Annotated in this window: 10 protein-coding genes; all 10 read right to left on the bottom strand. The window is 72.6% G+C overall.

The window, feature by feature from the left end; translation table 11 throughout:
- Positions 1–88 precede the first annotated feature (88 nt).
- Positions 89–949 (bottom strand): immunity 49 family protein, encoded by an 861-nt coding sequence (locus ACFWOG_RS09910; protein ID WP_329878623.1) that lies wholly within the window; start codon positions 947–949, stop codon positions 89–91.
- Positions 946–3,807 carry a hypothetical protein gene (locus ACFWOG_RS09905; RefSeq protein ID WP_380356537.1) on the bottom strand — a complete coding sequence of 954 codons (2,862 nt, stop codon included), beginning with the start codon at positions 3,805–3,807 and terminating at the stop codon, positions 946–948. Before ACFWOG_RS09905 ends, ACFWOG_RS09910 begins: the two co-directional genes overlap by 4 nt.
- A complete protein-coding gene (locus ACFWOG_RS09900; protein WP_329878619.1) occupies positions 3,804–4,232 on the bottom strand; it encodes a DUF6507 family protein in 429 nt (142 codons plus the stop codon). The genes ACFWOG_RS09905 and ACFWOG_RS09900 overlap by 4 nt, the downstream gene beginning before the upstream one ends.
- Positions 4,233–4,280: 48 nt before the next feature.
- The gene (locus ACFWOG_RS09895) at positions 4,281–4,592 is read right to left on the bottom strand and encodes a pore-forming ESAT-6 family protein (RefSeq protein WP_329878617.1); all 312 of its coding nucleotides are present in this window, start codon (positions 4,590–4,592) and stop codon (positions 4,281–4,283) included.
- 57 nt (positions 4,593–4,649) lie between these two features.
- Positions 4,650–4,985, bottom strand: coding sequence for a hypothetical protein (locus ACFWOG_RS09890; RefSeq protein ID WP_329878615.1), 336 nt, complete (start codon positions 4,983–4,985; stop codon positions 4,650–4,652).
- A gap of 128 nt (positions 4,986–5,113) precedes the next feature.
- Positions 5,114–6,532, bottom strand: a complete 1,419-nt coding sequence (locus ACFWOG_RS09885; RefSeq protein ID WP_380356532.1) for a DUF6177 family protein — start codon at positions 6,530–6,532, stop codon at positions 5,114–5,116.
- 147 nt (positions 6,533–6,679) lie between these two features.
- Complete coding sequence (gene eccCa, locus ACFWOG_RS09880) at positions 6,680–10,654, bottom strand: type VII secretion protein EccCa (RefSeq protein WP_380356529.1); 3,975 nt, start codon at positions 10,652–10,654, stop codon at positions 6,680–6,682.
- 2 nt (positions 10,655–10,656) lie between these two features.
- Positions 10,657–11,874, bottom strand: a complete 1,218-nt coding sequence (locus ACFWOG_RS09875; protein ID WP_380356526.1) for a MinD/ParA family protein — start codon at positions 11,872–11,874, stop codon at positions 10,657–10,659.
- Positions 11,875–11,957: 83 nt separating this feature from the next.
- Positions 11,958–13,313, bottom strand: a complete 1,356-nt coding sequence (gene eccD / locus ACFWOG_RS09870) for a type VII secretion integral membrane protein EccD (RefSeq protein ID WP_329878610.1) — start codon at positions 13,311–13,313, stop codon at positions 11,958–11,960.
- A 74-nt stretch (positions 13,314–13,387) separates the two neighbouring features.
- Complete coding sequence (locus ACFWOG_RS09865; RefSeq protein ID WP_329878608.1) at positions 13,388–13,714, bottom strand: hypothetical protein; 327 nt, start codon at positions 13,712–13,714, stop codon at positions 13,388–13,390.
- Positions 13,715–13,773 lie beyond the last annotated feature (59 nt).

The following is a 13,773-nucleotide window of genomic DNA, read 5'->3' as shown; positions in this document are numbered from 1 at the left end:
GACGATGTCCGGCCCGGGCCTCCTCACGTCCGCCGCCCGTGCGCCACGGCTCCGGCCGCGCCGTCCGCGCGGGGGAGGTGGCGCCGGATCACGTGGGGAACTCGCCGTACCAGAAGCGTTCGAGGATGTACTTGGGGAGGTACCCGGACTCGACGCCGACGGGGAACTTGCCGTCGTAGGCGAGGCAGGCCATGGCGAACGGGCCGAGGGGGAGGGCGCCGTCGACGTCGGTGGCACGGTCCTCGTCCAGGGTCCAGTAGGCCTTGTGGAGGTTGAGGGCCTCGGCGAGGGCGGGGCCGAACTCCTCCTTGCGCCCGCGCACGAAGTGGTAGAAGAGGTTGAGCGGGGGATACATGATCCCCTGCAGCGCGTCGACCGGGGTGTTCGGCGAGGCCTCGGGGGTCGCGGTCGCGAACGCCGCCGTGAGCTTCTCGACCAGTTCGGGCCGGCGGAGCCAGTAGGTCTGCTGGACGTCGACCCAGTGGAAGACGAACTCGTCGTAGGCGCCCTCGGCCGCGCGCAGCCGCTCCAGCGGGATCTCGGCGAGCCGGGTCATCCGCTGCCGGTCACGGCAGATGACGGCCAGCCAGAACGCGCTGAACCAGTTCCCGGCGTTGGCGAACTTCCGCAGGCCGATCGCCTGGACGGTCCGCTGCTTGTCCTCGATGAAGCACTCGACCGTCCCCTCGTCCGTCCCGGTCACGGCGAACAGGGCGTCGCCCAGCTGCATCGCGACGACCGCGGCCTGCCAGGTCTCCAGCCGGCTGCCTTCCGGGTCGGCCGCGATGTGGGACTGGAACGCGAGGACGGCGGTGCTGAAGGCGAAGTCGATCGATTCGGCGGACCGTTCGAGCCGGTCGACCCGACCGGAGACCGCCTGGCTCTGCCGGTCGGCGAACGCCTCCGCATCGGGGCGGGGCACCAGATGGCGTTCGACGGTCACGGTCACGGAAGAGTCCCCTTGCTGATGTCGAACCTCTGGTACAGAAGGCCATTGTAGCTACCGGTGTTGTAGTCGCCCTTGACGACGACATAGTCGAGCTTGCCGGGGGTGTCGAGCGCCTTTTCGATTTTCTCGACGAGGTCCGTTTCACCGCGCTTGGTCATTTCCCGCAGGATGTCGAGGAAGTATTCCCGGCTTCCCTGGGAAACGGCCTGGCCCTTGACGCCGGGCATGCCGGAGGGCGAGGGGAGGTCGCGCTTGCCGAGCTCCGTCTTGGGGCCGCTCTTGGCCTCGATGACCAGGACGCGGCCGTCCTCGTGCACCCACACCTGGTCGAACTGGTCGCTGCCGCTCTTCGGGCCGAGGAGGGTCTCGCTCTCGAACCCCTTGTAGTGCTCGGCGACGAAGTGGTACTTGGCGGCGCCTTCGCCGAAGGCCTCGGCGGCGGTCCCCATCTCGGTGTGGGACGCCCGGTAGACGCCCTGGGCGTCCGGATGACCGGTGCGGTTCATCCAGTCCGTGACGAGGTTGTCCCACTTGATGGCGTTCTGCTGCTTCAGCGCGAGGTCGTCGAGGATCTTGAGGCGGACGGGATCCGTGACCTTGTCCGCGCCCAGCGGGACCTCGTCGATGTCGAGGTAGTGCGGGTCCGGCGCCTCGGGGGAGTCCTTGGCGCGGATCCACGGACCGTCCTCCGACAGCTTGGTGAGCTGCGGCGGGGGGAATCCGCTCTCGTCGATCGGCTTCCCGCTCAGGCGGCGGCCGAGGATGTTGTAGTGGTCCTCGAAGTAGCCGGGCTCCTCGTTGGCCCGGTAGACCTGGATCTCCTCGATCTGGCCCTTGTCGAGCCGGCCGCGCTCCCCGTACGGGTTCGGGCCGTCGAGCATGGTCGCGGGACGGGGCACGGGCTGGCGCGGGGTCGCGGCGTTGTCGCCGGCGCCGGCCGCGTTGTCGGCCGTGCCGGCCGGGCCGGTGCCCGGGGTGTTGTTGCCGTGGGACCCGCCGCCGCCGCCCGGACCGTCGTTGCCGTGGGTGCCGCCGCCGCCCGGACCGTCGTTGCCGTGGGAGCCGCCCGTGGTCGGGCCGTCCCCGCCGTGGGTGCCGTGGGTGCCGGGGGTGACCGGACTGTCGCCGCTTCCGCCGCGCGGGGCGTTGAGGTCGTTGCTGGGGCCGTGGCCCGCGTGGCCGCCGGGGAGGCTGTCGCCCGCGTTGACGCGTCCCGTGGGGAAGTTGTCCGCCGGGTTGACCCGCCCCGTGGGGAAGTTGTCGGGGTTGACGCGTCCGGTGGGGACGTGGTCGGCGACGTTGACGGGGCCGGACACGTCGGAGGTGAGGCGGATGCCGTCGTTCCCGCCGCGGGCGCCGGCGCCGACCAGTTCGCGGGTGTCGACCTTGACGGGGGTCTCCGTCTTGAGGGGCGCGTGGTCCTTGGCGGGCCTGTCGACGATGTCGGGCTTGGCCTCGTCGACGTGTTGGGTGATGTTGCCGCCGGCGTCGTAGATGTTGCCCTTGGGGTCCATGAACCGCGGTGGGCCGTCGACGGGGAGTTTGACGGTGCCGGTGGGCAGGGTGGTGGTGTTCTTGGGGAATTTGACGGTGTCGTCGCCGACCTTGAACGCGCCGTCGGGGACGGCGACGTTCTTGGGGATGCGGATGGTGCCGTCGGGGAGTTTGAGGGCGCCTTCGGGGAGGGCGACGGCCTTGTCGATGTTGATGGTGGGGACTTCGAACTTCCCGAGGCCCTTGAGGCTGGTCATCACGTCGCCGATTTTGGTGAAACCGGCGCCGGCGCCCTTGAAGAGGTAGGTCATCGGGTCGATGACCCTGCCGGCCTTGCCCGCGAGGGAGATGGCCTTGGCGGCGGCGCCTGCCTTGCCTGCGCCGGCGGCGGCGCCGCCCGCGCCGCCGGTGAAGACGGTGGTGAGGACGTTGAAGGTGACGGCTCCGGCGGCACGGGAGGGGTTGGAGCCCCATTGGTCCCAGGCGAGGAGGGCCTTGCCGGTCTCCTTCATGGCGGTGCGGGAGTCGCGGAGCCAGGAGGGGAGCTTGTCGTCGGGGACGGCGAGGAAGAGCGGTCCGACGCCGGGGATCGCGGTGATGGCGAGGCCGGTGGCGAGTTTGGCGAGGCCGGTCCAGGCCTGGCCGGCGGCGTCCCAGCCCTGGAAGCCGACGAGGGTGCCGAGGCCGACGAGGGTGCCCCAGACGCCGTCGACGATGACGCCCTTGCCGAACTCCCAGGCGTGTTCCCAGACCTGCCACCAGGGGATGGACTCCTCGACGGCCTCGCCCCAGGGGAGGGTCTTGGACTGCTTCAACGCCTCGGCGTCGTAGCCGTACATGTCCTTGCCGTTGGAGCCGTCGTTGACCTTGAGCGGGGAGCCGCCGACGAGCGCGACGATCTTGGCGTGGGCGGCGCGTTCGACGGCCTGGAACTGGGTCCAGACCTCGGCGATCTCGTTGCGGCGGTCGTTGTTCTCGTCGACGAGGTCGCCGTCCTCGCGCCACTTGTCGTCGCTGTTGGCCTTGTTGCGGAAGGTCTCGGCCTCGTGCTTGAGGTCCTGCAGCTTCTTGACGATGGGGGCGGCGTCGCGGCTGTAGGTGCCGAGTGCGCCGGCGATGGTGCACAGGTCGGTGCTGAGTTTGAGGCCGAGGTCCTGGACGGGTTTGGTGGTCGCGAAGAGTTGCTCGGCCTCGGGCGCCTGGTAGAAGGCGCGCAGGCCGCCGAAGCTGGTGTGGACGTTGCCGGTGGCGGTGGAGATGGCGGGGCCACTGGTCGAGATGGCCTTGACGTTGGCGTCGAGGAGCGCGAGGTTCCCGGTGAACACCGGGACCTCGGACGGGTTGACCGGCTTGTTGTCGGTCACTTCTTGCCCCCCGGCTGGTCGCGCAGGGCTTCCAGGTTGATGGCCCGCGCCGCGTCCTGGGCCTGCTTCGCCGCCGTCAGGTCACCTTCGAGGTACTCGTTGGTGGCCTTCACCGCGCCGCGCAGGCACGCCTCGATCCGCTCCGACATCGACTTCAGCTCGGCCTTCCGGCCCTCCAGGTACTGGCTCAGCGCGGCCGCGACCGGGCCCATCGCCTTCTGCGACAACGGGGGCGCGCCGACCGGCACCGGCCCCTGCAGGCGGGTCTCCGACTGCGAACCGGGCACGGCGGTGCCCGCGTTCTGGGCCGCCTGGGACAGGTTCGTCATCAGGGTGTTCAGAGCTGTCTCCAGATCACCCGCATGCCCGCCGACAGTCTTCAACTGCCCCTGTACGCCCTGTGGCTTGATGTCCCAAGCAACCATCAACAACCCCCGTTGTCAGACCGTCCGGCAAAACCCGTTCGGCCGTGTTCAGCCGATGTTGGCGACGGCGGCCTTCGCCCGTGCCAGCGTCTGCTGGGCCGTGCCGTCGTTCTGCTCCAGCGTCGTCTTCAGCAGCTGGACGATGTTCCGCACCTCCTGCGAGGCGTTCTTCCAGCGCAGTTCCTTGGCGTGGTAGTCGTCCGCCACACCGTCGGCGGTGAAGTCCGCGATCGCGGCCTTCACCTGCGCGTCACGCGCCGCGATCACCTGCTCCAGCTGGCCGATGACCAGCTGGAGGTTGCGCTGCGCCTCGGTCGAGGCGCCCGAGTCGTACGAACGGCGGTCCGTTCCACCGGCCATCACACATCACTCCCCGTTGTGGTTCCAAGGTTCTGACGAAGGCTCCGGGGCTGTTCGTCAGCGGCTGCCCGAGAACCGGGCCGCGTCGAAGTTCGCCGACGCCATCTGCTGCTTCGCGTTCTGGCCCTGCTCCTGGTCGCCGGAGCCGAAGGCCTGCTCCATGCCCGACTGGCCGCCCAGGATGGCCGACAGCGAGGAGTTCAGCGCCTGGGTGATCTCGTCCGACCGCGACTTGAACGAGTCGAAGGCGACCTTGCCCTGGCCGTTGAACTTGCCCTCCAGCGGCTGGGCGGCCTGCACCAGCTGCTTGATCAGCGTGCCCAGGTCCGCACTCGACGTCCGGGACCCGGACATCAGCTTGGTCAGCGCCTGCGTCCCCATGTCGAACTTCATACCGCTCCCCCGTCCGCTCGACCGAATGAATGTCTATCCAACTTGCTACCAACGTTCTATCAACTCACCCCGACAACGCAAGCTGTCGGGGGGGACCGTGACGAACATATGACAAGGTGAAGGTGACTTCACGCGCCCTTCAAATGCCGCACCAGCCGCTCGAAGTCGGCCCACCCGGAGAGGTCGGACGGGTCCCCTGGCAGCGGGTAGTAGTAGGCGGGCCGGGTCTTCGGACCGAGCGCCACCGGCTGCTGCGACAGCGGCGTGCGCCGGGCGCGGTCGTCCGGCAGCGCCCGGACCTCCTCCGCGCCGAGGACGAAGGCCAGCGGCACGCCCGGGCCCTCGAAGCGGGGCGGCACCGCCAGGTCGCGGCGGGCCCTGCGCAGCTGGAGGAGCATCGACTGGAGCCGGTGCCGGGTGACCAGCGTCTCCGCGACCCCCGGCAGCGCGTCCAACGGCGGCTCCTCGTCGGCCCCGTAGCCGAACGCCAGGGTCACGTCCTCCTCGACCCCCGCCTTGGTCCGGGTGACCTTCAGCGTGGCCAGACCCGGCCGCTCCGGGCTGCCGACCACCACGAACCAGGTCGGCTCGGGCGCCCGCGAGTGCGCGAGGTCGGTCAGCCGCCCGAGGGACCAGGGCAGGTTGGCGGGTTCGGCCGTGCCCCAGCCGGCCGGGGGCTCCCCGGTGAGCTCGCGCCAGACCGTCTCCAGGGCGCCGCCGAGGACCAGCCGGTCGTCCGCCGGGTGGACCGTCCGGAACGTGATCGCCAACTGCCGTTCGGCGCAGGCCCGGACCTCCTGGTACGCGGCCGCCACCGGGGTGCGCGGATCGTCGGCGGTGGCGTCCGCCGGTACCACGGTGGCGAACATGCCCTCCTGCCAGCGCAGCACCGCGCCCGTGTGCCCGTCGTAGTAGCCGTCGCGATCGTCCTGGACGACCCAGCGCGACGGCCAGCCCGGCAGGTTCGCGAGGACGGCGGGGGAGAGCGTCGTCCCGGCGGGGGTGACGATCTGCAGGCCCCGGCTGCTGGCGGCGGCGGCCCGGAAGGCGTCGGAGAGCCAGGCGGTCATGGCGACCACCGGGCGGTCCATGATGACCACGGCGACCTTGTCGGTCAGTACGTCGACGGCGGGCTGGGCGGCGGCGGGCGCCGGCGCCGCGGTCAGGCCCGCCGTCTCCACCACGGCCGTCGACCGCGCGGCCTGCGGCGGCCACGCGCTGCCCCCGGACAGGGAGGCCAGCCGGGCCGCGAAGGCGCCCGCGAGCCGCTCCGCGTCCGGGACGCCGGTGGTGGCCCGGGCCTCCGTCCACCAGAACGGGACCCGCGGCGGGTTCGCGCCGAGCAGTCGCTCGGCCTCGCCCCGGACCTGCACCAGCAGCGGCGCCTCGACGGAGAGCAGCGGCCGGCCCTGCTCGTCGCAGAGCTGGATGACCGCGTCCTCGCCCGCCGTGTTCACCAGCTTGTCGGGCCCGCCGGCGAGCAGGCCGGCGAGCACGCTCCAGGGGTCGGGCATCCGCGGGGTGAGGGTGATGACGTCCTTGGTCATGGGGTCGTGAGGTCCTTCGGGGTGGCGGGGGTGGCGGTCGTACGGGTGGCGGGCGCGCGAGCGGTCGGGCGGGCACGCGTTCGGCTGTGCGGGGCGTCCGGGGTGTCCGGGACGCGGGGGAACGCGCGGGAGGGACGGGCGGTGCGGTCAGTCGGCCGTGTAGACGGTCTGGATCAGGCGGTTCTCCTGCCCCCGGCGGACCAGGACCCCCCGCCCCGCGGGCTGCTGGGAGGCGTAGACCCCGGGGAACAGCTGGCCCTCGCCGCGGTCGCCCGCCATCACCACCGCGGTCGCCCCCGACTCGCGCAGGGCCTGCACCAGCGGCTCGTACATGCCGCGCGAGGCGCCCGCCACCCGGCGGGTCAGCACGAAGTGCAGACCGATGTCCGCGGCCGAGGGGAGGTAGGGCAGGAACGGTTCGAGCGGGCTCTGGCCGGCGGTGGTGAGCACGTCGTAGTCGTCGACGAGCACCACGATCCGCGGGCCGCCGCCCCAGCTGCCGGCTTCCAGCGCGTCCAGCGGCGCGTTCTCGTCGGGCAGCCGGCGTTCCAGCTCGGTGGAGACGCCGGCCGCCAGGCCCGCGCACATCCGGGCGTTGTACGCGTAGCCGCCGCTGTACTCCTCCGGGATCACGCCGCGCAGGCTGCGCCGCGGGTCCATGACGGCGAAGACCAGTTCGTCCGCACCGTGCCGCTCGATCAGGCCGGCGGCGAGGGTCTTCAGCAGGTTGGTCTTGCCGCACTCGCTGTCGCCCATCACCAACAGGTGCTGGTCGTGCCGGAAGAGGTCCAGCAGGACGGGTTCCAGCGCCGCCTGGTCCAGGCCGAGCGGGACCCGCTTCGGCTCGGCGACCGGCCCCGGGAGCAGGTGCGGCTCCAGGACGTGCGGCAGGACCCGGACGGGTTGGGCGACCTCGCCGCTCCAGGTGGCGCGCACGGTGCGGGCCGTCTGCTCCAGGACGGTGCCCAGCTCCGCGGTGTCGGCGAGCCCGTCGGTCCGGGGCAGGGCGACCTGGGCGAAGAGCCGGCCGTCGGTCAGGACGCGGCCGGGCTCGTCGGCGGCGAGGGTCGCGGCGAGCTTGCGCTCGATGCTGGTCTCGGTGGGGTCGTTGAGCCGCAGCTCCACGCGGGTGCCGAAGTTCGACTGGGTGGCGATGCGGACGTCGTTCCAGCGGAGCATGCCGGCCACCACGTGGATGCCGTAGCCGCCACCGCGCTTGAGGATGTCGACGACGGCGTCGTCGAGGTCCTCGAAGTCGTCGCGCAGCGCGCCGAAGCCGTCGATGACGAGGACGATCTCGGCGGACGCCAGCCGGGGCAGCCGGCCCGCCGCGTGCAGGGTGCGCAGCTGCTCGACGGAGTCGATGTTGTGGTCGCGGAAGACGTTCTCGCGGGTGGTGAGCATGGTCCGCACCTCCTCGACCGTGCGGGCCGCCCGTTCGCGGTCGGCGCGGCCGGCGATGCCGCCGACGTGCGGCAGCCCCGACAGGGCCTGGAGGCCGCCGCCGACCAGGTCGAGGCCGTAGACGCCGACTTCCTGCGGGGTGTGGGTCAGCGCGAGCGAGAGGACGAGGGTGCGCAGCAGCGTGGTCTTGCCGGACTGCGGGCCGCCGATGACGGCGGCGTGGCCGCCCGCGACCGTGAGGTCCAGGAACCACTCGCCCTGCCACTGCTTCGCCGGGTCGTCGAGGAGACCGAGCGGCACCTGGAGCCGTCCGCGCCGCCGGGCGAGCTGCAGCCCGCGCGGACCGACGTCCAGCGGGCCCGCGATCGCGTCGAGCGGGACGGCGCCGGGCAGCGGCGGCAGCCAGATCTGGCGGGCGGGGTCGGCGGCGTGCTCCAGCTGTCCGACGATGACGCCGAGTTCGGTCGGGCCGGTCTCGCGGCGCCGGGTGGCCGGCTCCCGCTGCTCCCGGCCCTCGGGCCGGGACATGCTGTTGAACGCCGGGTACTCCAGGGCGAGCGGTCCGCTCTGTTCCTGTTCGCTGCGCTGGACGGGGCCCCGGTAGCCGCCGGAGACGTAGCTGGCCTTGAAGCGCTCGTAGTGGCTGGTGTCGACCTTGAGGTAGCCGAAGCCGGGCAGCGGCGGGAGGTGGAAGGCGTCGGTGGTGTCCAGGACGGTGCGGGACTCGTCGGCGGAGAAGGTCCGCAGGCCCAGCCGGTAGGACAGGTAGGTGTCCAGGCCCTTCAGGTTGCCGCCCTCGATGCGCTGGCTGGACAGCAGCAGGTGCACGCCGATGGAGCGGCCGATCCGGCCGATCGACAGGAAGAGGTCGATGAAGTCGGGCTTGGCGGTGAGGAGTTCGCCGAACTCGTCGATGACGACGAACAGGTGCGGCAGTGGGTCCAGGTCGGGCCGTCGTTCGGCGCGCAGGGCGGCGTAAGCGCCGATGTCGGCGACGTTGCCCGCGTCCTTGAGGACCTGCTGGCGGCGCTTGACCTCGCCCGCGAGCGAGGCGTGCACGCGCTCGACCAGGCCGGCCTGGTTCTCCAGGTTGGTGATGACGCCGGCGACGTGCGGCAGTTCCGCGAAGGGGGCGAAGGTCGCCCCGCCCTTGTAGTCGACCAGGACCAGTGCGAGGTCCTCCGGCGGGTGCGTGGCGACGAGGGCGAGCACCAGGGTGCGCAGCAGTTCGGACTTGCCGGAGCCGGTGGCGCCGACGCAGAGGCCGTGCGGCCCCATGCCCAGTTCGGAGGACTCCTTCAGGTCGAGCAGCACGGGCTCGCGGGAGTCGCTGATGCCGATGGGGACGCGGAGGAAGGCGCGTTCGCCGCGGGGCGCCCAGAGCCGGCCGAGGTCGAGGCGGGCGACGTCGTCGATGCCGAGCAGGTCGGCGAAGTCGACCGGGCCGGACAGCGGGGCGTCGACGAGCGACTCGGCGGACAGCCGCAGCGGGGCGAGCATCCGGGCCAGGCCCTCGGCGAAGGGGACGCCGACCTCGTCCACGGTGCCGTGGGCGCTGATCGGCTGCTCCTCGCGCAGGTCCTCGATGACCACCCGGTCGTTGTCGACGGTGATCCGCAGACCGATCTGTCCGGGTTCCTGGATCCGCTGTTCGAGCAGGTGCAGCACGGTGACGCCCATCTCCCGCAGCCCGACGGCCTCGTCGGGGAGCGGCAGGTCGACGGCGTCGTCGCCGTGCCCGTCGGCGATCACCAGCAGTCGGGAGGTCATGGAGAGGGCGTCCTGGCCGGACAGGCCCCGGCGCACCTCGGCCGCGTAGGAGGCTCGGCGGCGCAGTTCGGGGCCGAGCTGCTGGGCGAGCTGGGCCACGGAGGGGGCGATCCGGCGGGCGGCGACGGGACCGTCGAGCTGCTCGGTGTCGAGCAGGTGCGGCATCCACTTGGCCCACTCCCAGTCGGTGAGCCGGTCGCCGGGCACGGCGAGCGCGACGGTCACGTCGTCGGGTGCGTGCAGGGCGGCGGTCTGGACGAGCAGGGCGCGGGCGACGCGCAGGCAGTCCTCGCGGGGGCCGACGACGCTGATGTCGCCGACGCGGTCGAGCGGGACGGTGAGCGGGAGTTCGGTGCCGGTGCGGAAGCGGGTGGTGAGCGCCGAGGCCTCGTTGAGCATGAAGCGGTCCGGCGGGGTGAGGACGGACGAGCTCTGCTGACCGATCCGCAGGTCCCGGACGGGCATCTCGCCGGTGCCGACGCGGACCCGCAGGAAGTCGCCGTCGACGCGGCGGCGCTCCCACAGCCGGGCCGGGTCGCGGACGATGTCGTACAGGGCGGGCGGCGGCGGGTTGAGGACGCCGGCGTGCTCGCCCCGTTCGCGCTCCTCGCCGGCGAGTTCCTCGCGGAGGTCCTCCAGGTAGGAGAGGTAGGCCTCGCGCTGGGTGCGGCGGGTGCGCTGGGCCTTGCCGCGCTGGGAGAAGACCAGGCCGAGGGAGCCGATGACGGTGACGACCAGGACCAGCGCGCCGAGGGCGGCGAACTGGCTGTTGCGGACGACCGTCATCATCACGACCGAGGACATCACGCCGGCCACCGGCAGCAGCGACATCGCGATGTTGCCGGCCTTCCCCTCGGGGAGGTTGGGCGGTGCCTCGATGGTGCGGGCCTCGGGGACGGCCGGGGGCCTGACGGTCCTGGCCGGGCGGTGGATCAGTCGGGTGCTCATCGTCAGTGGCGCTTCTGGGAGAGCTCGAAGACGTCCGCGGCGAGCCGGGTGGCGGTCGTCCGGGTGGCCCGGGTGAGCAGGTCGGTGCGGATGGTGCCGCCGGCCGCGAGGTGGCGGTCGTACCGCAGGAGGTGGACGCTCGTGCCGGTGGAGCGGAGGGTGCGCACCGCGGCGTCGAGGTCGACGCCGGAGTGCGGGGTCTGCTCGGTGACGACGACGACCGTGCCGGCGATCACGTGCGGCGGCAGGCCGCGCATCCACTGGAGGACCTCGTGGGTGCTGGCGACGCCGTCGAGGGTGGCGGGGGTGGTCAGCACGCGGGCCTGGGAGGCGGAGAGCGCGACGCGGGCGACCTCGGCGGGCAGGGTCTGGCAGTCGACGACGGTGATGCCGAAGTAGCGGCGCAGGGCGACCATGACGCGCTGGTAGCCGCGGGCGTCCAGCATCGTGCCGATCTGGCCCTGGCTTCCCGGCAGCAGCCAGGAGTTGTTGCGGAGCTGGACGAGGTAGCCGGTGACGTCGAGCAGCGACATCTGCGGCTTGACGATGTCGGCGACGTCGCTGGTGGTCCACCGCACGGTCTCGGCGCCGAGCTTGACGGGCAGCGAGCCGAGTGCCGGATCGGCCTCGACGAAGAGGACCGGGTCCTTGCGGTAGTGCGCGTAGGTGGTGCCGAGCAGCGCCGCGACGGTGGACTTGCCGGCGCCGCCGCGGATGGAGGTGACGGCGATCTGGCGGCCGGTCGTGACCGGCTGCTGGAGGATCTCGGCGGTGCGGGTGGCCTCGGCGACCTCGCGGGCGGCGGACTTGGAGACGTTCTTCCAGACGGCGCGGGCGACGCGGGTCGCGAGGGCCTCGCCGCTGCGGGGCTTGCGGGCGACGGCGGCGAGGTTCCGGTCGACGGTGGGCCGGGAGTCGGGGGACCGGGGCGCGACGGCCTGCCGGCCGGGGGCGGCGCCCTGCGGCTGTCCGGCGGGGGCCTGCTCGTACCCCTGCCCGTACGCCTGTCCGTATCCCTGCTCGTATCCCGGTGCCGACCCCTGTTCGGGAGCGGTGAGGGCCTGGGCGAAGGTCTGCGCGGCGGTGGCCTGGGCCTGGTCCAGGGCCTGCAGCTGGGTCTGCGCCTGGGCCCGGGCCTGCGCCTGGTCCGGCGTCGGGCCGGGCGCCGGGGCCCTCAGATCGCGCAGGACGTCGCCCTGCCAGTTCTCTCCGTTCGGCATGCCTGCAACCGCCCCTTCCACTCCACGTACCGCCCCGCCCGGAGCTCCTGTGCGTTGACTCGGAAACCGACTTCGACGTCGGTTCAGAACTTGTCGAGCAGTTGCCCGTACACCCCGAACACCCCTACGGCCAGCGGGAACAGCCCCACCATCCCGACGGACTCGACGAGGTCGGCCAGCCGCCGCAGCCGGACCTGGGTGTGCTCGGGCGGCTGGACCGCCAGGACGAGCAGCGGCAGCAGCGCGGCGGCGCACAGGACGGCCAGCGCCCCGGCACCCCCGCCGTGCCGCATCCACAGCAGCGCCAGGCGCACCACGAGGACCCCCGAGGCGGTGAACAGCGCCACGACCTCGGCGACCAGGGGGAAGGCCCGGGCCCGGGAGAGCAGCACCACGGCGACCAGTGACGGCAGCGCCACGGTCCAGACGTCCGGCTCGGCGGTCAGGGTGAGCAGCCAGCCCGCGCCGGCGGCCGAGACCGCGGTCGCGATGGTCGCGAGCGCCAGCCCGCGGTGGGTGGCGGCCAGGGCGGTGCCCACCTCGTGGCGGCTGACGGACGCTCCGCCGGAGCGGCGGTCGTCGAGCGCGGTGAGCCCCGATCCCATCAGCGCGAGGCGTGGCAGCAGTCCGAGCAGCACCACGGAGAACACCGCCATCACGGCGCCGATCCGGGCCGGGTCGGCCCCGGTGGCGGCGACGGCCTCCCACACGGCGGTGATCGCGGCGACGGAGACGGCGCCGATCAGACCGCCGCGGCCGAGCGGGGAGAGGACGCCGAGGAGTGCGACCGTCACGGTCAGCGCGCCCGCGACGGCGGCCAGCCGTACGCTCGCGGACCAGTCGAAGGCGTCGGCGGCGCTCCACGCGCCGAGGACGCCGAGTCCGCCCGAGGCGAGCAGGAGCGCGGTGGCCAGGCCCCGGTTGCCCTTCCCGATCCGGGCGACGAGTGCCCCGACGACCGCCAGCGCGGCGGCGAGGCCGAGCAGGACGCCGGCCAGCGCGTCGAGCGCGAACTCGCGCCGGGCGAGGAGGGCGGCGGTCACCGCGAAGGCGACGGTCGCCACGCCGGCGCTGCCCCGTCGGGCGGCCGGGCGCCAGCGCCAGGCCTGGAGGTTGAGGTCGTCGGCCACCAGGTCGATGACGTCGTGCACGACCGGGGCGGGCGGCGCGGAGTGGGTCCGCACGAGGCGCAGGACGGCGCCGTCGGCCACCCCCGCCGATTCCAGGGTGCTGTCGTGCGGCAGCGCGGAGCCGTCCGGCGTCATCAGCTGACGCGCCATGGGCCGGGACGCGGTCCGGTCGTCGAGCAGCTGCAGGATGTCCGGGAGCAGCACCCCGATCGGGGTGTCGGCGGGCAGGACCACGTCGGCCTGGCGTCGCTCCCCGATCAGGGTCACCCTGCTCTGCCGTGCCGGGGAAGTCGTTGCTGTGCTCACCACTTGTGGGAACCTATCATCGCGCCCTCTTCGACCTCTCGGACCAGTGCTTCCACGTCGCTGCCACGTCCGGGGTGCTATGGCCCGGTCGGGCCGGACGACGGCGAGGGGCTCGCCGTCGGCGCCGGACCCGGCGATCCGGTCGGCCCGCCGTACGGCTGCACCTGGCGTTGCTGCTGCTTCTGCTGCTCCGCCTTCTGCTTCGCGAGCGTGGCCTGGAGGAACGACCAGCCGACGCAGCCCGCGCAGAGGACGGCCGCGATGGCGATCCCCGCGAACACCTTCCCGAGCCGTTCGTCCGCCGCCCGGCGCACCCGCTCCGCGCCGAAGAGCAGCGAGTCCCGCATCCTGCGGCGGCGTACCGCCACCGACTCCAGGAGCTGACTGTCGTAGTCCCGTGCCATTCGCCGCCTGCCGTCTCCCCCGTGTGCTGCCTGTGCAACATAAAGCATGCACCCGTCAC

The sequence above is a fragment of the Kitasatospora sp. NPDC058406 genome (assembly GCF_042722765.1).
GTDB lineage: Bacteria > Actinomycetota > Actinomycetes > Streptomycetales > Streptomycetaceae > Kitasatospora.
Note: the sequence above shows the minus strand (reverse complement) of the source record. Positions and strands in the feature narration are given on the sequence as shown.

What these genes read in the sequence shown, in the direction of transcription:
- ACFWOG_RS09865 (WP_329878608.1), bottom strand. Translation starts at nt 13,714, where the DNA reads ATGGCACGGGACTACGACAGTCAGCTCCTGGAGTCGGTGGCGGTACGC.
- ACFWOG_RS09895 (WP_329878617.1), bottom strand. Translation starts at nt 4,592, where the DNA reads ATGGCCGGTGGAACGGACCGCCGTTCGTACGACTCGGGCGCCTCGACC.
- ACFWOG_RS09890 (WP_329878615.1), bottom strand. Translation starts at nt 4,985, where the DNA reads ATGAAGTTCGACATGGGGACGCAGGCGCTGACCAAGCTGATGTCCGGG.
- eccCa (WP_380356529.1), bottom strand. Translation starts at nt 10,654, where the DNA reads ATGAGCACCCGACTGATCCACCGCCCGGCCAGGACCGTCAGGCCCCCG.
- ACFWOG_RS09875 (WP_380356526.1), bottom strand. Translation starts at nt 11,874, where the DNA reads ATGCCGAACGGAGAGAACTGGCAGGGCGACGTCCTGCGCGATCTGAGG.
- ACFWOG_RS09900 (WP_329878619.1), bottom strand. Translation starts at nt 4,232, where the DNA reads ATGGTTGCTTGGGACATCAAGCCACAGGGCGTACAGGGGCAGTTGAAG.
- ACFWOG_RS09885 (WP_380356532.1), bottom strand. Translation starts at nt 6,532, where the DNA reads ATGACCAAGGACGTCATCACCCTCACCCCGCGGATGCCCGACCCCTGG.